The sequence below is a fragment of the Cyclobacterium xiamenense genome, from assembly GCF_009467825.1.
Classification (GTDB): domain Bacteria; phylum Bacteroidota; class Bacteroidia; order Cytophagales; family Cyclobacteriaceae; genus Cyclobacterium; species Cyclobacterium xiamenense.
On the sequence record NZ_WIOK01000019.1, the window covers coordinates 82,933 to 103,763 of the forward strand.

Annotated in this window: 15 protein-coding genes; 1 reads left to right on the forward strand and 14 read right to left on the reverse strand. The window is 48.4% G+C overall.

The features are described from left to right. Window positions 1–6 precede the first annotated feature (6 nt). From GCU44_RS23295 to GCU44_RS15110, 3 genes are all read right to left on the reverse strand, one after another. On the reverse strand, window positions 7–1,434 hold the full coding sequence (locus GCU44_RS23295) for a Ca2+-dependent phosphoinositide-specific phospholipase C (RefSeq protein ID WP_154857293.1): 1,428 nt from the start codon (window positions 1,432–1,434) through the stop codon (window positions 7–9). A gap of 49 nt (window positions 1,435–1,483) precedes the next feature. Next, entirely contained in the window at window positions 1,484–2,461 is a 978-nt protein-coding gene (locus GCU44_RS15105) for an endonuclease/exonuclease/phosphatase family protein (RefSeq protein WP_154857295.1), read from the reverse strand. A gap of 297 nt (window positions 2,462–2,758) precedes the next feature. Further along, window positions 2,759–4,036 carry a DUF445 domain-containing protein gene (locus GCU44_RS15110; RefSeq protein WP_161993947.1) on the reverse strand — a complete coding sequence of 426 codons (1,278 nt, stop codon included), beginning with the start codon at window positions 4,034–4,036 and terminating at the stop codon, window positions 2,759–2,761. A 225-nt stretch (window positions 4,037–4,261) separates the two neighbouring features. On the opposite strand from GCU44_RS15110, the gene GCU44_RS15115 reads away from it, so the two are divergent. After that, window positions 4,262–5,665: a sensor histidine kinase gene (locus GCU44_RS15115; RefSeq protein WP_154857299.1), complete on the forward strand. Its 1,404-nt coding sequence runs from the start codon at window positions 4,262–4,264 to the stop codon at window positions 5,663–5,665. On the opposite strand, the gene GCU44_RS15120 is transcribed toward GCU44_RS15115, so the two are convergent. The 11 genes from GCU44_RS15120 to GCU44_RS15170 all read right to left on the reverse strand — a co-directional run bounded on the left by GCU44_RS15120 (window position 5,662) and on the right by GCU44_RS15170 (window position 20,830). After that, window positions 5,662–6,399, reverse strand: a complete 738-nt coding sequence (locus GCU44_RS15120) for an NYN domain-containing protein (RefSeq protein WP_092177515.1) — start codon at window positions 6,397–6,399, stop codon at window positions 5,662–5,664. The genes GCU44_RS15115 and GCU44_RS15120 overlap by 4 nt on opposite strands. A gap of 62 nt (window positions 6,400–6,461) precedes the next feature. Beyond that, a complete protein-coding gene (locus GCU44_RS15125; protein ID WP_154857301.1) occupies window positions 6,462–7,322 on the reverse strand; it encodes a universal stress protein in 861 nt (286 codons plus the stop codon). Further along, window positions 7,322–8,920 carry a BCCT family transporter gene (locus GCU44_RS15130; RefSeq protein ID WP_154857303.1) on the reverse strand — a complete coding sequence of 533 codons (1,599 nt, stop codon included), beginning with the start codon at window positions 8,918–8,920 and terminating at the stop codon, window positions 7,322–7,324. The genes GCU44_RS15125 and GCU44_RS15130 overlap by 1 nt, the downstream gene beginning before the upstream one ends. A 13-nt stretch (window positions 8,921–8,933) precedes the next feature. After that, the gene (locus GCU44_RS15135) at window positions 8,934–10,265 is read right to left on the reverse strand and encodes a hypothetical protein (RefSeq protein ID WP_154857305.1); all 1,332 of its coding nucleotides are present in this window, start codon (window positions 10,263–10,265) and stop codon (window positions 8,934–8,936) included. Between the two features lie 242 nt (window positions 10,266–10,507). Continuing rightward, a complete protein-coding gene (locus tag GCU44_RS15140; RefSeq protein WP_154857307.1) occupies window positions 10,508–11,368 on the reverse strand; it encodes an alpha/beta hydrolase in 861 nt (286 codons plus the stop codon). Window positions 11,369–11,622: 254 nt separating this feature from the next. Further along, entirely contained in the window at window positions 11,623–12,681 is a 1,059-nt protein-coding gene (locus GCU44_RS15145; protein WP_154857309.1) for a zinc-binding metallopeptidase family protein, read from the reverse strand. A 226-nt stretch (window positions 12,682–12,907) separates the two neighbouring features. Next, window positions 12,908–13,465, reverse strand: a complete 558-nt coding sequence (locus tag GCU44_RS15150) for a Uma2 family endonuclease (RefSeq protein WP_154857311.1) — start codon at window positions 13,463–13,465, stop codon at window positions 12,908–12,910. Between the two features lie 210 nt (window positions 13,466–13,675). Continuing rightward, window positions 13,676–14,530 (reverse strand): sugar phosphate isomerase/epimerase family protein, encoded by an 855-nt coding sequence (locus GCU44_RS15155; protein ID WP_154857313.1) that lies wholly within the window; start codon window positions 14,528–14,530, stop codon window positions 13,676–13,678. A gap of 270 nt (window positions 14,531–14,800) precedes the next feature. Beyond that, window positions 14,801–15,880: a hypothetical protein gene (locus GCU44_RS15160; RefSeq protein ID WP_154857315.1), complete on the reverse strand. Its 1,080-nt coding sequence runs from the start codon at window positions 15,878–15,880 to the stop codon at window positions 14,801–14,803. Window positions 15,881–15,900: 20 nt separating this feature from the next. Continuing rightward, entirely contained in the window at window positions 15,901–19,062 is a 3,162-nt protein-coding gene (locus tag GCU44_RS15165; protein ID WP_154857317.1) for an FAD-dependent oxidoreductase, read from the reverse strand. Between the two features lie 775 nt (window positions 19,063–19,837). Further along, window positions 19,838–20,830 carry a sugar phosphate isomerase/epimerase family protein gene (locus GCU44_RS15170; protein WP_154857319.1) on the reverse strand — a complete coding sequence of 331 codons (993 nt, stop codon included), beginning with the start codon at window positions 20,828–20,830 and terminating at the stop codon, window positions 19,838–19,840. Window position 20,831: the final 1 nt, after the last annotated feature.

Sequence of the window (20,831 nt, forward strand, 5' to 3'; positions counted from 1 at the left end):
TCTCCTCTAGCGAGATAACGGAAAACCGGCTGCAGTCCACCCGTCGATCCCTCCCTCCAGGTGGTATACGTTCTCGAAGCCCATGTTTTTCATTTCCTCTGCTGCCTTGGCACTTCTGGCTCCTACCTTGCAATAAACGAATACGGGTTCGTCTTTTTTTAATTTTTTTGCCTTATCTGCAAAATCAGCTTGCATAAAATCAATGTGTACGGCACCGGGAATAATGCCCTCCTCCACTTCTGGCTGGGTGCGCACGTCCAGAACCAATGGGTCAAAATGCGCCCGGCCAAAGTGAAAGGTCTTCGTGTCCAGCACGACCACCCGGCTTGCAGGAGCTTCTGCCAGCTCCGTGTTGACGGCAGCTACCGAAAAACGGGGATTCCATCTCCAATACCCTCCATCCGAAAAAGACACCTGATACCCCCCTTCAAAACGCACATCCGGAAGGTAATAATCGGTGCTAATCAATTGAGCGCCACTTTCAAAGGCCATTTCCCTTCGGAAGGTCTCGTTACTTCTCGCCTCTCGGGTATCTGCATCGGCCCTGGTCCGTACCAGGTAGCCTTTGCTTACCAGGGATTGGATCTCATCTTGGTGCTCGATTGGATCGTTGAGGATATGGATACCCGACATGGGATGCGATTCCGGGGCCGTTACAAAAAACACCGGAGATTTTGCCCCGGATAGGTAGGCCTCCATTTTCTCCCCTTTTTCGTCCAGGATCCAAATGAACTTCCCCCGGGCTGAATCCAGGGAGGGCCAACCGGATTCGGTAACGGCCGTTTTCAGGTCCGGATGCGAACCAGTAACCTCGGTTGGGGTCAGCAGTTTCTCCGCGCCCAATACCTCCTGCAGAATTTGGTCCAATTCCCGAAAGGATGGGGCATCAAAAGGCAATGCTTCGGTCAAGCCTCTTTCGGGATAATTGTCATCCTTCGCATTCACGGTAATAAATACCGGCAGGTGGTTGGGATGTAATAAAGACCAACGCTTCATCTCTTCCAGGTAATCCACCAGCAAGGGATGGTGGCTGTTATAATCGATGTCTTGCACGTGGAAAACCTTAAATCCGGACCGGTCAAAAGCCGCCTTTTTGACTGAATCCAGTGCCTCGGTTTCCAGAAAGGCCTGTCCCAACGGTTGGCTAAACCGTCCCCCTTCCGGATCGCGGTACAGGTCCAACTCCAGTAACCGCAAACCCATAGCTAACTGTTCCCAAACGGGCGGGTGACTGTAATCCAACCCGGCAGCCAATTCGGTGTTTTCTGACTGAAGCTGGGCCATGATTCCTTCCGGTACGGGTAGCTTGTAGCTATTGTGACTCCCGATCAGTTGAATCTGGTTGATTTTTATGGCGTCTGCTTTTTCCGGAGATTTTTCGCCGCAGGCAAAACCCCACAGCAGTATGCCAAAAATAAAAAACGGTCTAACCATAATTTGAAATGTTTAACGTCAGGTAAAGATACCGAAACTTATCAAAAAGTCAGCTTTTCGTGGAAAACTCCGCCCAAAGCGGCAAATGATCGGATATGCGCCAACTCATCTGAAAGGGAGTCAAATCCCGCTTTTTCAGCAGGTGGGGGCCAAAATCAAAAACCCCTCCGTGCAGGTATTGAATGGACAATTGGGGGATCCGTGCGTGGTTTTCAAACCAGGCAATCTGCGAATAAAACTTGGTCTGATGGTCGATCAGGGTCCGGCGAACCTGCCATAAATCTTCGGGAACTTTCAGACCGGTCGACACAAATGCTTCGTACCGGGGATCGCCGATTCGGTCGATGTTAAAGTCACCCAACAACACCAGACTTTGATCAAAGGAATGCATGTAGCTGGCCCAATCGCTCATCCATTCGGCAATGGCCTTTAATTCACCCTCACGGTCAGAGGGGGTATTGCCGTAGAGCACGTGCATGCTCACGAGCACGAAGGTTTTGTCCTCTACCCGAAACCCCACGGCATAGGGCGTTCGGGCAAACTGCCGGGAAAAAGCCCCTTCTTTTATCCCGGTCACCTGTTCATTGGGCACCACCAATTCACAAGCCAGTCCGGACAATTTAACTTTTCGGGTGTCGAATAAGAATGCCAGCCTTTCGGAATTTCCCTCATCGCCTCCCGAAACATCGGTTAGAATAAAGCTCCAATGATTTCCCAAAACCTTTAACATGTGCCGAAAGGCCTTGAGATCCCCCTTCAGTTCCTGTATGGCGATGATATCAAACCGGGAAATGATCTGCGCAATGGCCAGCAGGGAATGCAGGTCCCGTTTGGGAGAATCGGCATCCCCTGCCTCCCACTTTTCGGTCAGTCCCCCAAAAGCCCGGATGTTCCAGGTAGCAATTAAGATATTGTGGTCCAGCTTCTTGAAGGGGAGTACCTCATCCAGTACCTGATTTAGCGAGCGAATTTCCTCCAACACCTCGGAAGGAGGTAATTCTTCAATTTTTGCGACTTTCTGGCTCATAGGCGGGAAGATTCGATCACTGCGAAAACTGACTTTCGGGAACAAACGCACCAACGGATCACTGGGATTACATCAAGTGGTCCTTCCGGCGGATCCTACCAGCAAAAAGCTGTAAACGATGAACGGAACGCTTCACCAGCAATCCAGCACCGGCACACAGCTCCGGCTACTTGCCTGTTCCCTTTAACTTACCTTAAAAATAAGGTATTTTGGCCGGGATCAAAACCCCCGGCAACAAATCCTTCTCCGTGCGGAAAAAATCCCGCCGATTTGCAAAAAAATGACCCATTTTCCCGCTCAAAGGAGCAGCCAGCGAATCAGGGCGATCCCAATGCCGACGAGGCCTCCTACTACCGCGCCATTCAGCCGGATGTATTGCAGGTCATTTCCCACTTTATCCTTGATCTGAAGCATGATCCCCTTGTCATCCAGTCTTCCCAGGCTGCTCCGTACCATGGCCCCCAGTTCGTGATGGTACCGATCTACCAGCGACATCACGGTTGACCCTATCCACCGATCGAATTGCCCACGGCTGGTTGGGTCGTTGCGCAGCTCTTCCAGAAAGCGAAGCAACTGCCGGTGAATCACGTGCATCAGGGGCCGGTCGTTGTCCGTTAATTGGTCCTGAAACCCCGCTTTGAGGCGGTCCAGTAACTGCTGAATCAGGACACGTGACCGATCGTTGAGCAGCAGGTTTTGCTTCAACCGTTCCAGATAGGAGAGCGTCTGCTGCTCTCCATTTTTGAGATTGGCTGCTAACTCCAACAGGTACTCGTCCAGCTTTTCGCGAAGGGGATGGTCCGGATCGTTCCGTATTTCCTCCATCAGCACTAGCGCAAGATCTATCAGCCGGTCCGTGAGCAGTTCCGGATCAATCCCTCCGGTTTTTTGCCCCAACCAAACCGCGGATTTTTTCACCCAGTCCCGCTGAGCATATTGTTTGAGGGCACTGCTCAATTTTTTTAGTAACAATTCCCGGGTTTCGGATTCCTGAAGCGAGAGGGAAAATTGGCCCAAAGCCATTTGTACGAGTCCATGGTGCCGTTTTTCCCTGACCGCATCCTCGAGCCAGGCACCTAATGGGCTTGCAATATCCGCTTCCCGCAGCTGATTGTTACTGATTTTCTGGATAAAAATCGCCAGTTTCGGATGATCCAGCTCTCCGGAAACACGAAGAAGGAGCCAGCGCATAAAATCCATCAGCCGTTGTACCTGGGCCGGTTCATCCAGGGAGCGTAGCAGCGAGTCGGCGATGGACAAGCCTTGTAGCCGTTCGCGAAGCACTTGCGGAGACAGCCATTTGGTGGTGACCAGTTCCACAATTCCTTCGGTCAATTTTTCTCGGTTTTTGACGATAATATTGGTGTGTCGCCGGACAAAGGGTATGGGTATCTCGTAGAACAAGGCGCTTACCGCAAACCAGTCTGCCAAACCTCCGATGGTACCGGCTTCAAAACCCGTCGCCAAAATGCGCCAAAGAGGACCTTCCAGCCAGCCAAAATGAATCCCCGACTCAAGGGAAAGGAAACCACCAATGGCCACCAAAAGAGATACGGTTCCAATGTTACTTTTCACGGGATTGTATTTTATGCCAAGGTACAAAAATGAAACCAACAATGACTAGTATCTACGGGCAGACAGGATTTCTTCCCGATAGGAGTAACCGGGCGATACTGGTTTTCGGTTGATCGTCCGCTGAGAATCATGGAGAAATAAAATTTATTGCTTAGTTTTAATTCTTAAACAAAGTGCCGGGATTTACCACTTTTTTTGGCAGGCAGAAACAGCTACGAATAACCCATGGAAACACAGAATCGCACCTACACAACTGCTACCAATAGGTTTATCGAGAGGTACCGACGACATGTTTTTACGACGTGCGCGGAGGCTTTTCGACCGCAGGATCCGCTGGATTACTGGAAAAACTACCTTTTTGTTACCACGCTCTTGTTTATCATTCCCTTATGCAGCATCGCGTTGATTCCGGGGGTTTACCTCTCGTACATTACTTCCCATACGGGCCTGCTTTTCGCGGATATCCTGGCCGTCATCGGATTGTTACTGATTGCGCATGTCCCTGGCATCCCATTGATCGTTCGAAAATGGGTGTTCATTGGCATCATCTATGGCATTGGTGTCGTTCTCATCTATTATTTGGGCAATTTTGGTCCGGGACTGCTGTACCTGTTGGCCGTTTCGGTTTTTATAATTCTGGTTTTGCCGGCCAATGCCGGATGGATGGGCTTGTATTTGAACGGGGCTACCTGCTTTTTCTTTGGCGGGCTGATATACATGGGTGCTCCCCTACAGAGTCGTTTTTCAGCTGCTTTAGACATACAGTCATGGATCGCCATCTCTTCCAACCTGATCTTTCTCAATGCTGTCTTCGTGGTATTGATTCCAAAATTGTTTAAGGGACTGCAGGAAAGTTTGCGCGAGCAATACCTGCTCCGAACCAAATTGGAACAGCAAAAGGATGCCCTGAAGCGGTCCCTTTCCGAAGTAAAGTCAAAAAATAACGATTTGGAACATTTTACTTACGTGGCCTCGCATGATTTGCAGGAACCCTTACGCATGGTGACCGGCTTTATGCAACTGTTGGAAAAAAGGTATGCGGACCAACTGGACGCAAAGGGAAAGACCTATATCCGCCATGCCGTAGAAGGTGCCTCGCGCATGCGCCAATTGATTCTGGATTTGTTAAAATACTCCCGCATCCACCCGGGCAAGGACCCCATTGAGGCGGTGGACCTGCAACGGCTTTTTGACGAGGTCGTTCACACGCTGTCCCAAGAAATCCGCCGGCTAGATGCTACGGTAAGCCATGGCCCGCTTCCGGTAATCGTCAGCCACCACAGTTTTCTCTTTCTGGTCCTGCAAAACCTCATCGGCAATTCGCTCAAATACGCGAAAAAAAACATCCCGCCGCAGATACACCTGAGTTGTGAAGATCAGGGGGACACATGGTTTTTTCGGGTAACGGACAATGGGATAGGCATCGATCCGGAATACTTCGAACGAATATTCGTGATTTTTCAACGACTACACCAAAAGGACGAGTACGAAGGTACCGGCATGGGATTGGCCATTGTAAAAAAGATCTTGGATAGTCTGGAAGGGAAAATAGGGCTACAGTCTGAGCCCGGCGAGGGTACGACCTTTTATTTCTCCTTACCCAAGACTGGCTCGGACAAAAAACCTTAACTTTTGTTGCGTACGTAGATTAGTTTGTATTTTCCTTTTTGGTTTTCCCGCTGCTCTACCTCAAATTTATTGATGGAGCCGATCAGGGGCGTCAATTTTTGGAAGCCGTAATTTCGCGAATCAAAATTGGGCTGCTTTTTTTGCAGCAGGTTTCCCACATCTCCCATGAAGGCCCAACCGTCGTCATCGGCCAGATCCGAAATGGTGGAAGAAATCAGTTGAATCAGCTTGGGGTTGATTTTATCGACCTGGGGTCTGGGTTTGCCTTTCTCTTTGCTGTCCTCCTGCCCCTCGCTTTCTTTTTGCAGGATCTCCAGGTAAATAAATTTATCGCAGGCGACGATAAAGGGATCGGGCGTTTTCTTTTCTCCCATGCCGATTACCAATAAGCCGGCTTCGCGGAGACGGGTGGCCAATTTCGTAAAATCACTATCACTGGAAACCAAGCAAAAACCATCCACCCGCCCGGTGTAAAGAATGTCCATGGCGTCGATAATCATCGCCGAATCGGTGGCATTTTTGCCGGAGGTATACCCGTACTGCTGAATGGGATTAATGGCGTTTTCCAGCAACACGTTTTTCCACTTGCCCAGTTGCGGCCTGGTCCAGTCTCCATAGATGCGTTTGATGGTGGGATTGCCGTACTTGGCTACCTCCTCCATCATTTCTTTGATTTGATTGGATGGGACATTGTCTGCATCAATCAATACGGCAATCTTTATTTCCGCTTGCATAGGCCTCCGAAACTGGTTGGTTTACGGGAACGAAGCTATAAAACTTTTTTTGGAAAAAAGCATTATTTCACAATCAATACCGGTAAGTGCTTATCCGATGCGATCATTCGCTCGGCTACCGAACCAATCAGCAGGGTATCGTCGTCGGTCTTGCCTTTGTTTCCCAGCACGATCAAATCGGCCCCTTTACGAATCGCATAATCGTAAATACTGCGGCTTACCGGCTCATCCTGACCCTGAATGATTTCCAGGCTATCGGGAAGTCCTTCCTTCTTTTTCAGCCTCTGGTAGTGGGAAATTGCCTTCTTGTGCAAGGCCTCGTGAAATTCGGAAGGCTTGCGAATGTAAGGGAAATATTGCCTGCCTACCTTCAACACGTGCACCGGCAAAATCGATGCTCCCGTGTGTGCAGCCAGGGACTTGGTCAGCGAGACCACGCCCTCGGTATAGTCTGAAAAATCCAGCGGCAATACGATTTTCTCGATACGTGCTTTGGCCGTCTCGGGTATGAACAGGGTATCGGAAGCAGTTAGCCGCAGGACTTTGCTGCTAAATACTCCAGTACCTCCATGAACCGACTTTTTCCCCAGAAGGACCAGGTCAAATTTCTGCGCATCCACCCATTCTACCAGTTGGTCCAATTGCCCCCCGGAATAGATTTTCGCCTGAATGCTGCTTTTTTGTTCGCCGAATACTTCGACGACCTTTTCCAGGACCTCTTCCTCCAAAATTTCATCCAGGGATTTGTCGAGATAGGGCAACATATCGCCTATTTCTTTGGATACTTCCTCCAGCGCGACAAAATGAATCAGCGTCAGCCGCTCAAATTGAAATACTTCGTCTAATTTTTTGATGTACTGTAGCAACAGTACGTCCAGATCGGACAGGTCAATAAATAATCCAATAGTGCTAAGTTTACGCATCAGTTCTTTTGTTTGTTGAGTTTTTTCATGATCACATCCGACAATCGTTTTTCGTAAGACGCCCGGTCCAGGTCTTTGTCAAACTGCCTCAGCCGAGCATGCTCCTGACCCAGTCCTTTGTACAGGGAATAACACATAAACACAAGAATCACCAAAAAGGGAAGTCCCGTGGTAATCGCTGCCGTCTGAAGTGCCGTTAGCCCTCCCCCAATAAGCAATACGGCTGCGACTGCACCTTCGGTGGTCGCCCAGAAAATGCGCTGCCCTACCGGGGCGTCCAATTTACCCCCGGCGGTAATGCTATCGATCACCAATGATCCGGAATCGGAAGAAGTGACAAAAAAACTGGTCACCAACAGGATACCGATGATGGACCCAATACCACTAAAGGGGAAGTTTTCCAGAAACACAAACATGGAGATGGACACATCGCCTGTAATCGTTTCCGCCAATGCATGACTGCCCGTCAGCGCTCCCTCCTGCATGTCGAGAAAGATGGCGGTTCCCCCAAGCGCCGTCAACCACAAAAAGGTAAGCAGGGTCGGTACCAACAATACCCCAAAAATAAACTCCTGTATCGTTCGCCCTTTGGAAACCCGGGCAATAAACATGCCTACAAAAGGAGACCAGGAGATCCACCAGGCCCAGTAAAAAACGGTCCAATCTCCCTGCCAGCCATTGTCCCGGTAGGCTTCGGTCCAGGTAGACACCTCCAGGATGCTCCCCAGGTAGTTTCCCATGTTTTGGACAAACGAACGGAAAATAAAAAGCGTGGGTCCAACGATCAACACGAATACCAACAAGATCGCAGCAATCCGTACGTTCCACTGGCTGAGAAATTTTACTCCTTTGTCGATCCCGGAAACAACCGAGATGGTGGCGATTAAGGTGATTCCTGCAATCAGGAGTACCTGCACGGTCACCGTATTGGGAATGCCGAAGAGATAAAACAAGCCCCCACTTACCTGCTGCACGCCCAATCCCAATGAGGTAGCCAGTCCAAAAAGTGTTGCCAGCACCGCCAAAACATCAATCACGTTGCCCATCCAACCATTCATTCGTTCTCCCAGCAAGGGGTAAAACACAGAGCGGATGGTGAGCGGTAATTTCCGGTTGTAGGCGAAAAAAGCCAATGAAAGGCCCACCACCGCGTAGATGGCCCAGGCGTGGAAGCCCCAGTGAAGAAATGTAAGGTTCATGGATCTTTCGGCAGCAGCCAGGGAATAGGCTTCCCCATAGGGAGGAATGGCATAGTGGTAGACCGGCTCGGCTACCCCCCAAAACAATAACCCGATACCCATACCTGCACTGAACAGCATGGCAAACCAGGCTCCGGTAGAAAACTCCGGTTCGGCATTTTTCCCGCCCAGTCGGATGGAGCCATACTTACTAAATCCCAGATAAAAACAGAAAACGATAAAAGCATTGACTGCGATAATGAATAACCAACCTGCTTTATCGGTAATAAAGGTCTTACTGGCGGCAAAAACCTCCGCCATCGGTTCGCCCACCCAAAGTGTGACCGTGATAAACAAGATAATCAAAACCACTGAAGGCCAAAAAACCGGTGCATGTATGTCGAAGTACTTGTTTTTCATAAGGTTGTTTTCGTTAGAAATAGTAGCCAATATTTATGTTTAATCGGGTATTCCAACCCGGATCCGTATCGGTAGGATTGAGGTCCGAAACCGGCTGCCGGAAATCGACCCCCCTGCCGCTTCCCAGAGCGTTGCCACCGAAGGTGTCGGTTATCCAGGGATGGTTGTAGCCCATGGCAATGTCAAAATACGTGTATACCTGTCCGGCAGAAACCAGGGCGCCGAAGACGTTTTGCTGGGAATTGCGAAAGGTAAAAGCAGGACCACCGGGCACTTCGGTTAACTTTTGCATAAGGGTATAGTCGTTGTACAACTGAATGGACCGCACCGGCCCCCAGTGCATCGGTATATCGTAAGCCAATCCCAGTACATAGAGCGCCGCACGGCTGGCCACATCGTAGGTACCAAAACCGTATGCCCCCATTTGTACCACGTCCAGTACCTCTCCTGCATCGTTTCTCACATCACTGTAGGCATAATAAATGGCTTCTGCCTTCAGGTTCCAGGGACCCCAATTTCCTTCGTGGTGGACAGAGGCAGCCCATTGGGAGCCTTTGTGTCCGGTTTGTAAATTGTACAATTCATGCCGCTGCAGGGATAGACCCAGTTCCTGCCCCGACCACTTGCGCACAGCCCGCAAGTTGACTTGATGCCGCTCAATATTGGCATTGCCCGGGATCGGAACCACGTCATAGGAGTACCTGGCCGTAGAAAAAGCGCCGAAAGTCGCTTCATTGGTCCCCCTTGGCTCGGCCAAAAGAAAATAGGCCGCATCCAAACGCCAGCTATCCGTATCGTGGGCGAAGTGGACCCCCATTTGGTGATCGTCTTCCAGGCCGAGGTAGTAGGGCAATTGAAACCACCAGCTATGCGATGCGTACGTCAATAAGCCAAAAGGAACCTGGGTAATACCCGCTTTCAGCTGTGTATCGTTGCTCAGCTGGTACCCCAGCCAACCGTATTTTAGGAAATGGGTGTTGAAGGTGGGATAAAACCGGTATTCGAAAGAAAGCTGAATGCCCTCACTGTAAGCGTCTACATTGACCCGCCAGGTATCCCAGGTCCATTCGTTTCGTAAAAAAGTTCCCAGGGGAAAAGTCTGTCCTTCGTAGTGGGCATAGACGTTATTCAAACGAAACGCCCCGCCAATTTTTAACCAGGTTGTATCTCGTTTTAATATTTCTTCAAAGCTGCTTATAGGCAATTCCAGGGTGCTTTTTTCGGTACCATAATCCTGACCGATGCCAAGCACCTTGTTTTCTTTGGTGTTGGTTAAACTGTCCTCTTTTGCCTCCGCTTGTCTGTGACTACCGAAAAGAAATGCAACCAGTAGCAAATAGGGCATGCGCCTCTCGTTTGGTTCAAGTAGTTCAAAGCTAAGAAATTTTACTTAATTACGAAAAAAATACCATATAGCATATTGTTTTTGTTCAATTTATATCTGTTTCGAAAAATTAATATATAATTTATTAAGCCAGTAAATCCTTTTTCTTCGTTAGAAGTAGGTAAAAAGTACCCGATCACCACACCGACCAAAAAGGGCAGGAAAAGCCAATCAACATGCGTAGCGGGAACAACGGTACGGCTTTACTCTTCTTCCGGAAGCCGCTTTTCTACAAAGGATTTGAGTTTAATCAGGCTGTCCACCAGGTTCAAACCCAGCCAGCCATGTCCCTCATTGGGGTAAAAATGAAATTCGTGCGGCACACCAAGCTCCGATAACCGATCCCGCAATCCCATACCCTGCGAATTGGGAACAAGCGGATCCTGCCCTCCATAAAAAAGCAAGGTTGGCGGCGCGTCGGAAGTCACCTGCTGGCGTGGACTCGCTGCCATCAGTAACTCCTCGCCTTCGCCAAATAAATCCAACATCTTCCGAAGGGACGGATCACTCGCGGTCCTGTAGGATTCATCCAGCAAATCGGTGGGGCCTACCACGCTGCATACCAATTGAACGCTGCCTTCCGTATCCCGCGTATAACTCCAGAGTAAGGACAGGTGTCCGCCCGCACTTACTCCGATGAATCCCAAACGAGGCCCCAACCGGTATTCCTCCCGGTGTTCGTTCAAATGAGCTACCAGTGCCTGAATATCGTCCAACTGCATGGGGTAGGGAGAATTGGCCGCATCTGCCAACCGGTAATTCAGGTTGGCCACCGCCAGATAGGGCAGCTGATCGCGGATGAAATCCCGAAACGGATTCATATCCGATTTATCTCCTTCCATCCAGCCTCCCCCGTGAACCAAAATCAACGTGGGCGTATTTTCATGCCGGTTTGCAGGTAGGTATAGATCCACCACCTGACGGGGATGCGTTCCGTAGGCCAGGTTGATAAGATTTTTTACGGGGAGTGCGGCTGTCGTGTCCGGATCTGCCTCCTGAGGCAAACAGGAGACCAGTAAACCGCCGATAGCCAGGATCGACACCAGGAAAATATTTGCTTTCATACCGCTACAATCAACACCAAAAAATACGTTCTACCCTCGAAATATAAGCTATACCAATGGTATTTGGCAACAACCGAAACTATTTTTTTTACACATACACCATTCCTCAGCGTGTATGCAGAGAAGTGTAAGTCAATCAACCACTTTCATTCGTTCGTTGTCTGCAACTGCCTCCACCAGCGAGGGTTCCGGAAGCAGGAGGGTTGGAAAATTACCGGAAATACTGCCAGCCGTTGCAATAAAAAATAGGATCACTAGGCATCCTCCTGGTAGCGGATAAGTTCGTGTACAAATTCCATTTTCATGGCCACCGTCTTGCTAATCACAAAAGGGTAACTATCCGGAAGTCCCATGCTTCGATTCAAGCTATTCAAGGCCAGGGATAAGGGCACCCACTGCCGGAGAAGCCTCGAAAAATCGGAACAAGTATATCCATCTTCCAGCTGTAGGCTGGCGTTCGTTTCTGTCGCTTCATTCAGCCGGGGACTGAGGGTCAGGCCAAAGGAATAGGCCGTTTCCAGGGTGTCGACCAGGTGCAGGTAATGCGCCCAGGTCTCCGCCCAATCTTCCCAGGGATGTGCGCTGGCGTAGGCAGAGATGAAATTTTCCTGCCAACCCACTGGAGGGCCGGTTTGGTAATGGGCTTCCAGTGCTTGTGTATAGGGTTCCCGCTCGTCTCCAAATAGCTCACGGAAGCCTTCGTGCCAACGGGTCCCGGCCACCAAAACGTCCCAAAAATAATGCCCCGTCTCGTGTCTGAAATGACCGAGTACCGTGCGGTACACCTCGTCCATTTGCTTTTTGGCCATGGCGCGTTCCACATCATCGGCTTCGGCTATGTTCATCGTGATGATTCCGGACGCGTGCCCGGTGAGGACGTTTTCCTGATTTTGGCTGGCTTTGAAATCAAAGCCCAGACCACCATCGGACAGCCCGGCCTTCGGGAAAAATGGAAGGTTCCAACGCAGCAAGGCGTATACCAACCGGTGCTTTGCCTGCTCGATGGTTTTCCATCGTTGTTTATAGGCGGGAACGGAAAGATCGGGAATTACCCGGTTGAGCGAACAGGCCCGGCAAAAGCGTGCGGATGAAGCCAGGGGAATCAGCCAGTTGCACACGCCCATACGCTCGTTTTCGCAATAGCGATACACCACTTCCGCCTCATCTATGCGAAATAAACCCTCCGTCCCTGCCTGCAGCGCCATCAATTCCAAGCGCCCCGCGTCAAAGCCCAATAGGGACTGGCAATGCGTACAATGGGTGTTTTCAAAATAGACCGACTGCCGGCAATTGCTGCATTGGAATAGTTTCATGTTTCAAATTTGAAAAACTACTTGCAATTTTTGAACCACAAAAATTTGATTCGTAAACGAGGGTACGGATAATCATCCGAGACCTAAAGAAACCCTATGGACCTGGAAAACTGAATAAGGTAGTCCTCCCCAACGGATAAAAACGGTTTATCTCAGAAAACAACCTACTGCCATTCCGAAAGAAACACAGCAGCTTTCGGGGGTTACATGCATAAGTCCTGTTTGTTTAGTCCAAAATAAGTAACTCGTTTACAGCGAATTTTTCACCCATTAGCCATACCTCGGCCCCCGGCCCAACTACCCGGGTTTCGGTGTAGGTATGGCCTTGAGGTTTGGAAAAATATTCAATTTGATTGTTGTCCAGATCAATTATCCAGCATTCCGGAATATTGTGTGCAGCATACAGGGGGGCTTTCACTTCCCTGTCAAAACGGATGGAAGAGCCGGCCACTTCAATAAGGGCAAGCACATTCGTAGATCCTGGATGTGCGGTAGAATAATAATCCGACCTATATTTCAATAGGGAGATATCTGGCTCTGGCTCGTTATTACTATCAAATCTAATTGGATTTTGAACCCTGACAATCGCTTTTCCATCAAAAAGTTGATTCATCACCTTGGCAAGGTAATCAACTATCGCTGCATGTCTGCTTCCTATCGGGCTCATTTGAAAAATTTCTCCCTGAATAAGTTCTACCGCATCTTCTGCCTTTAGGATTCCAACTTCGGCCATTTTGTAATATTCATCCACATTGATCAAGCGTTTCACTACTTCATTTGCCATGGTATTCAATAATTTACCTTCTTAAAGTTAGCAATTAAACGGCCAAAATCAAGCATCCAAATGTTGAGTCCGGATATCCTGCTAATCAACACGATCAAAACCTGCTTCATCACGAAACCAGATTGGGTGTTATGGTCCCGTTTGCGGGATTGACACAAGGCCATACGGATTTTCCATTCAAGAAGGCTTCTTGACGGTAATTTGGTACGTTCAATACCTCAAACCCTGTAAAAATGCTATGGATTTGGGTACCTGCTGGTAGTACACCGGGCTTTCATCTTCTATGTAGAAATGCTCAATGCCCGCTTCCTTCGCAGCTTTAAGGATGGCAGGAAGATCCAGTTGGCCCGTACCCAGCACCACGTCGTTTTCTTTCGGAGTGCCTCCGGACATGTTACCTTCTACCCCTTTTTTCAGATCTTTCAGATGCATCAATTTGAAGCGGTCGGGGTATTTATGGATCAGGGCCGCAGGGTCTACACCGGGAAAAAAAGTCCACAGGATATCAATTTCATAGCTTACATATTCCGGATCGGTCTGCTCCATCATATAATCGAAGAGGGTTCCGTTTTTATAGGGATAAAATTCGTACCCATGATTATGGTAACAGAAGGTGAGATCATGCTCCTCTTTTAAGATTTTTCCTGCTTTGTTAAAATCCGCAATGGCCTTTTCGGCATCGGAAAGTCCAAATGGAGCTTCATGGGGTATCCAAGCCACACGGACAAATTTAGCACCCAGGGTTTTGGCATTTGCTGCCACTTCCTGCGTTTTAGTGACCAAGTCGGCATACCCCACACCAAATGATGAACAATGCATGCCGCGTTCATCCAGCAGTTTTCGAATTTCTGCCGCTGTTGTTCCAAAAAGGTTGGAAAATTCCATGTCTTTGATACCCATGGCCTGCAAGGTGTCCAGGGTGGCGGCCACATCTTTGGAGAAGCTATCCCGGTATGTATAGGAAACCATGCCCGGCATGTCTTCGAAAAGGGGCCGGTTGCCCTGAGCCAGGAGGTTATCCATGCCAATGAGCAGGATGATTAAAAAAGGGACTATTTTTTTCATTTTATTGGGTCAGTTTTGTTTTTTGTTCATTGCAGTTCAAGTTAAGTGAATTATCCTACGATTGCCAAACAAAAAGCAAAGTATTGGCGTAAATGAATCCCCCTCGCACGCTAGTTTTTATTATGACTTCCATTCATTTTATTCGGTTAGCCAGCATGGATTACTAAAGGTCGCATGCGCATAGAAATCCGGTGGATTTCATACGATGTGTCAGAATCATCTCATATTTCAGTTAGGCCTTTACGCGGAAGTACCGTTTCGGTTTCCGTGTTAATGGTCCCTCAAGATATTTTTTAGAGCCAGGTTATCCGTTTCGCCAATTTTGCCCGCCATTCTCGTGAGTTCTTTTCCGTAATTCCCCTTATTTTTCAAAAGTTGAAATACCCCTATGATATACCAATCTTGTTGGTTTTCAATATCATGAACCAAAGCTCGGTACAGTTGATCGGGAATGGATGGTAATTTTTGAAATTCACGTACTAACTGTATTTTTCTTTCCGTTGGAAAATCCGGAAAAACTGCTGTCAGGTAGTCCAGGAAAGATGGATCTGTATAGTCGCATTTTGCAATGGATTTAATGGCCAGATTTTGTAATTCCTTACTATCGGTATTTTCCAAGCTTTCGGTAACCAGGGAATTCTTCCAGTTACCCTCCCTTAATTTTCCATCAGCTAGTAGTTTCAATACAACTATCCGGTAGTCATCGGAGGGGTCGTTGGCAAGTAACGACCCGATCAGGCTTGCATCTTTATTCAGTTCCCCTGCCGTCAGGTTCATTAACTGCTCTTTCTCACCCACATGAATCAAGTGCCAAATCGTATGGGTGGTGTACACTGCATCTTTCACGGCCTCGGCGGCAATTTCCTTTTTGGTGGCGCCGGAAGTGCCATCCACACCAGGTTCCTCCACATACACTTCTTCAACCAGATCAGATAATTCATACTCCCGCAGTTTGGACCAGTCATTTGTTAGAATCTCCATCAATTTGTCGTAATCCTCGGCAGAGAAATCACTGTGGTCTGTTTTGGTAAGGTGTTCCCCGTAGACTTCAAGGCCGAGGAAATCACCGGTACAGTGCCAATAAATCCCGATGTCAATGAGTTTACACGTCCCTGTTAGACAAACAGGTGTTCGCAGCTTCCTGTGCCAATAAAGTACACCATCCCGGTCTTTAAGGCCAGTTAAGAAGATTTCCTCTCCTCCATCATCCAAAATAGTATAGTGGCCTGGCAGGGACTCAAATTTTAAGTCCCTCAGGTTGTCACTTTGGAAGAAAACCGGATCCGGGTCTCTGGCCCATAGAATCCAGACTGGAAGAAGGAGATATAGAAAAAAGGTAGGTGCAACCATCGGTTCTGATTTGTTGACAATTAAACTTCAAGTGCTTTTACTAATCGTTGCGGCTGCCGTGGATAAACGCGTTCTGATAGGTAATTTTTCCATTTCAAAGGGTTGAATCCAAAATCCTCTTTGGTCAAATCCTTTAGTTCTGACACGGCAAATCTTTTGTAATTGTAGTGAATATCCTCTATATACGACGTTAACAATCGATAACCCAGTTCGGAACCGCACCTGGCCAGTGTAGCGGCAATGGACAGCTCAAGAAACCCTCCATACACCCTCCATCTGACTTTGTCGTATTCCACGGTCTTAAATCCTCCGATGTTTTCATCCTTCAGTAGTTTTTCCATGGCCGGGATAAAATTTTGATCCGGGATTCTATCCGCATAAAAACACAGGTTCAGTATCCGGTTATAAAATGGAATGATTCGTAAATCAATCCTCCCATTGTAATAGTCATTGGTGCGTTCTACCATCCCTCCTCCTGAAACCGTGTTTTCCATAATAAATTGGATCGCGTCATTTGCACCGGGATCTCCGGTCATGGCCAATAAACCGATGTTTTGATTGATGCGCCAAAACAGGCCTTCCAGAACATTTTTGTCTCTTCCCCGGATAAAATCATAATTATCCACATACCCTTCAGGGTACCCGTCTTTTAATTCCTGGCCGAACATTTCCAGTAATTCTGCCGCTATGAGGTCCATACCGTCATTCCCACCAAACCAGGCTATCCCCTTTGCCAACAGCAATCGGCTTTCAGGATCCGTTGACAATGCAAAATACTCCCTTAAAACCGGAAGTGCTTTTTCCTTTGGTAAACGGCTGCATTCATACAGGTATTCTCTTTTTCCTCCGGAAAGTTGTTCAATCCGATACCTGACTTCGCCGTCGGCGAACCTGTTGTTTTCAGTCCCCTTTTTGGTGTAGTCTGCAGGCAGGTATCCCTGACTTGCCCACTCCTTTTGAAGGGCGGACACATTGTAATCTCGGGGTCGCATGTTATTCCAAGCCAGGTCAGCGGCAATTTGCCCGGTAAGGTATCCAAGGACAATGATATCCGCCGTCATTCTGGTAAACTGTAAGGCATTGTTGGTTTGACTGATGCCCCGACCGGAAATCAATAATCCGTCGATTGTCTTAGGTACCAGACATCGGTAGGGAATTTCCACCGTCACATCATTGGAATGGGGAAGCAAAAATCCGCACTTGGAAAATTCCGAACTGCCCACATTATGCGGATCAAAGTCGCTGCTCGCCAGCGAAATGACATCCTCAAAATGAGTTCCCTCTGCCACATCGAAAAGATCCAAACTATAATTGCCCTCAATACGCCGAGACTCCCGCACGGTAAGAAAAGGATGGAAATCGTAGAAATGAGCTTCGTAATGCGACAAAAATAGTCCGCGTTGAAGTTCTGATATTTTGGTGTTATCCAGGATGTCGTAATCCCGGTTGGTTGGGGAGGAGGGAACGGCCTCGGCTCCTGCGATGTCCCATTGACTATAATTCTGTGTTTCACCGGTGCGGGAATTACCCATGCCGTAGCTTGCTCCCGCAAAAAAAGCAATATCTCCATCTCCGGTAGCATCAACCGTAATGTCGGCATTTACGGTCTGCAGCGTACCATTCCGGCAAATCACCACACCTTTCACCGTATTTCCTTCGGTAACGGCCCCACATAAAATGGCGCCTGGAATAAACCTGGCTCCGGAATTCAATAGCTCCTTTAGATGGTAATATTTTCTTCCGATTTTCTTGGTCATATTGTTTTCAAAAGCCGTTGCTTCTGCTTCCTCATTCTGTTTTTTAAAAAAGCCATTATCGGTGACTCCATGGTAGTATCCCATAACCCCACCCATGGTTTTGGTGCCACCGAGGTCATTGAAATAATCTGTCACGATGGTATTCGCTCCCTTTTCGGCAGCCCCTTTGGCGACAAAAGCTCCTCCGGTACCCCCGCCAGCTACAGAAACCTGGCAGTACTCCTTTTTTGAAATATGTGTCTGATAATCAAAACTTACTTTTTTTAATGGAATGGAAAAGAGGGGCTCCTCAATCGCTGAAAACCGAATGTTTCCAATTGGGATTTCTTCTCCCACCGTAAGCAAAGCGGTTGCTTTTCTACGTTTCCCGGAAAAGGAAAGGCTTTGTATCAACAATTTAGCCCCTTGTTCCATGGCCAGGATTCCTGGGCCACTGACCGGTTTTCCGGGCAGCAAGTAGTGGCCTTTTACCTTCACCTCCGGTAAACGATCGTCTTCGAGCACCAGGGAAGTCTCCATGCCGTATTGGTAAATTTGGGCATTGGAAAAAGAGCCGTCCAAATCTTTTAACCTTTTCCCCAATTGGGCTGCCTTGTGACGTGCCTGCTGTTCGATTTCTTCCAGGTCCTGCTTGCCAACAGCAAATTCAAATTCCAGGTAAAGCTGCTCGTCTGAAAGTTTTCCATGATGGGAATAAAGCTTGTTTTCATACAAGCCGAATTCCGGGGAGACATCCATTACTTTTTTCTTGGGATCCTGGACGTTGGTCAATTCCATTACAAATCCAGCCCTTTTGATCCGGTAGGGTTGGTTTAAAAGATCACGGCTAAACAAAACCTGGTCCGAAGCATCGATAAAATTCGTGCAATTCACCGAGTGAAAGCCATGCTTGCTTGCCAGCAATACCCCGCTGATGGTATTCTTATCCGTGAAAATGCCACAAACATCCGTCATCAACAGCACATGGACTTTATGGACAAGTAAATTTCGTAACATTCCTTTCCGAATACTCCCGGAGAAGAGCGTCAGTTCATCGTCAAATAAACTAGAATTTTGACCCTCGCCCCGGGTACTTTTTATTTCGCCGATTTCCCCTTCGGGTAAAAAAAGTTGACTCAATTCCGAATCGAATTGTTCTATTCCCGCTGCATGCATCCACATTTTACGCTTCGCATACAGTTCAAAGCCGGGGCTGGTTCTTTTTTCCACGATCAACACCTTTTTTCCGGATTTCGCAGCATGTAACGCAGCAAAATAACCGGAAAGGCCCGCACCATTGATCACCAGATCGTACGTATCAAAGGCACTTTCACCGGAAAACTGCTGGTAAATCTCCGCCTGTGCTTTTAAATTGATCATACCTGGCGCCAAATAAACGGCACCGGTAGCCGGCAGACTGATTGTTAGAAATTTTCTTCTGTTCATGGTAGGTTGGGTTCTCGTGATTCTTTTGGAATGATACCGGGATAAACGACGACAGGTTGTCTCGGTAATGCGCCATCTTTTATTCCCTAAAAATACATGCTACGCACGTATTTTAGGGATCCTGTCGGTACTTTTACGGTATATCCGATCGATTTTTTCCATTGACTTTGTTAGTTTGCGTTTCGTTTCCTTATAATCAGCCCAAATTTCCATAAGCCTATCTGCGATCTGATACCCTTCGGTTTGACCGATTTCAACTACCCAATCATCAAATCCCAGGTCATAATATATTTGTGTCTTCAGGTTGCCTAAGGTAAAACATCGGTGTACCATTGACCGCAGCAATTACGGGGTAATGACATTCAAAGCTCAATACGGTATGCGCCTTTGCATAAATGGATGCTGCTTCGTCTGGCCGTTTTCGTATCTCCGCCGCTGTTGATCCAAAAAGGTTGGAAAACTTCCTGTCTTTGGTGTCCGTGACCTGCGAGGCATCCAGCGTAACAGCGCATGTTTAACGTAGCCTTCGTAGGAAGTATAGGGTGCCATGCACGCTATTACCTCAAAACCGGACCGGATGCCCGGTGTGCGGGCCGAAACCATGCCTGGGACAGCAAGTACAGGAAGAGATAGATTTCTCATGGGTCATGTATGTTGGGGGTTAATAAGGTTACGATCGGGTATTTTTTTGTCGCATCCCGAAAGAAAGCCGTTGAACTACCTTTCGGTCGCGGGAACATCAGGCTGCGTTGCGGCTTTAATCCTGTTGTAGGATTCATTCAAATTGCTTCACGTAGTCCAGAAACTTCCGTGCCGTGGCATCCAGGTTTTCAATGGATCCGCCTCCTTCCAACACCTCACACATTTCATAGACCAGGTACCCCTGGTAACCGATCTCTTTCAGCGCTCCGATAAAGTTTTCGTAATCGATGATCCCCTCTCCCATGGCCGTGGCCCGCATTACCGGCTTTTCCGAGCGGTAGTTGGTGAGCGCATGTTCGTAACGGTACCGGGGAAGGGGGATGTAATCTGCCAGAATGGTATTTACCAAAAAAGGCTTCATCTTCCGCACCGAATTTCTGATTTCCTCTGTGGATAGCCCTTCCAGGGTGGGCGACCAGGCATCCCAGCCCGACATGACGTTGGGCAGGTTGACCTCGTTGAGCAACCAGTACATGGCATCGTGGTGGATGGCGATATCGTGGTGGTTTTGGATGGCCAGCGTGACCCCGTATTTTTGGGCTTCCCGGCCTGCCAGGCGGATGCCTTCTACCACCATCGCATATTGTTTGTCGTAGGGTATCCCCGGACGCTCGTAGCCGGTAAAGATACGAATCATGTCGGTTCCCAGGTCACTGGCCAATTCCGCCAACTGCCCAATATAGGCCGCCTGTATCTCGGTATGGGGGATTCCGGGTTTATCGATACCTGCAGTAAAATCCGAGTATCCGGCAAGTCCCACCAGGGTTAAATCCAACTCAGCAATCCTGTTTTTGAGGCGCTCCCGGGCTTCTTTATCGTATTCCAGCAGGGAGAGATGGGGGGCTTTCGCCATCAGCATCACCCCGTCGTAACCCAATTCCTTTGCTTTCACCAAAAACTCGTCTACGGTAAGCACCGCCTGTCCCCGCCACAGTCCGGAATAACCAATGGAATGCAAACAGGTCTTTACGGCAAAATCGGCCGGATTTCCCGTAGGTACTGCCTGGCCAAAAGCACTGCATGCAACGAGCAGCGCTAGTAGGGTATGAACTACATGTTTTTTCATT

What these genes read in the sequence shown, in the direction of transcription:
- GCU44_RS15105 (WP_154857295.1), bottom strand. Translation starts at nt 2,461, where the DNA reads ATGAGCCAGAAAGTCGCAAAAATTGAAGAATTACCTCCTTCCGAGGTG.
- GCU44_RS15120 (WP_092177515.1), bottom strand. Translation starts at nt 6,399, where the DNA reads ATGCAAGCGGAAATAAAGATTGCCGTATTGATTGATGCAGACAATGTC.
- GCU44_RS15130 (WP_154857303.1), bottom strand. Translation starts at nt 8,920, where the DNA reads ATGAAAAACAAGTACTTCGACATACATGCACCGGTTTTTTGGCCTTCA.
- GCU44_RS23295 (WP_154857293.1), bottom strand. Translation starts at nt 1,434, where the DNA reads ATGGTTAGACCGTTTTTTATTTTTGGCATACTGCTGTGGGGTTTTGCC.
- GCU44_RS15125 (WP_154857301.1), bottom strand. Translation starts at nt 7,322, where the DNA reads ATGCGTAAACTTAGCACTATTGGATTATTTATTGACCTGTCCGATCTG.
- GCU44_RS15140 (WP_154857307.1), bottom strand. Translation starts at nt 11,368, where the DNA reads ATGAAAGCAAATATTTTCCTGGTGTCGATCCTGGCTATCGGCGGTTTA.
- GCU44_RS15170 (WP_154857319.1), bottom strand. Translation starts at nt 20,830, where the DNA reads ATGAAAAAACATGTAGTTCATACCCTACTAGCGCTGCTCGTTGCATGC.
- GCU44_RS15115 (WP_154857299.1), top strand. Translation starts at nt 4,262, where the DNA reads ATGGAAACACAGAATCGCACCTACACAACTGCTACCAATAGGTTTATC.
- GCU44_RS15160 (WP_154857315.1), bottom strand. Translation starts at nt 15,880, where the DNA reads ATGGTTGCACCTACCTTTTTTCTATATCTCCTTCTTCCAGTCTGGATT.
- GCU44_RS15135 (WP_154857305.1), bottom strand. Translation starts at nt 10,265, where the DNA reads ATGCCCTATTTGCTACTGGTTGCATTTCTTTTCGGTAGTCACAGACAA.
- GCU44_RS15150 (WP_154857311.1), bottom strand. Translation starts at nt 13,465, where the DNA reads ATGGCAAATGAAGTAGTGAAACGCTTGATCAATGTGGATGAATATTAC.
- GCU44_RS15165 (WP_154857317.1), bottom strand. Translation starts at nt 19,062, where the DNA reads ATGAACAGAAGAAAATTTCTAACAATCAGTCTGCCGGCTACCGGTGCC.
- GCU44_RS15145 (WP_154857309.1), bottom strand. Translation starts at nt 12,681, where the DNA reads ATGAAACTATTCCAATGCAGCAATTGCCGGCAGTCGGTCTATTTTGAA.
- GCU44_RS15155 (WP_154857313.1), bottom strand. Translation starts at nt 14,530, where the DNA reads ATGAAAAAAATAGTCCCTTTTTTAATCATCCTGCTCATTGGCATGGAT.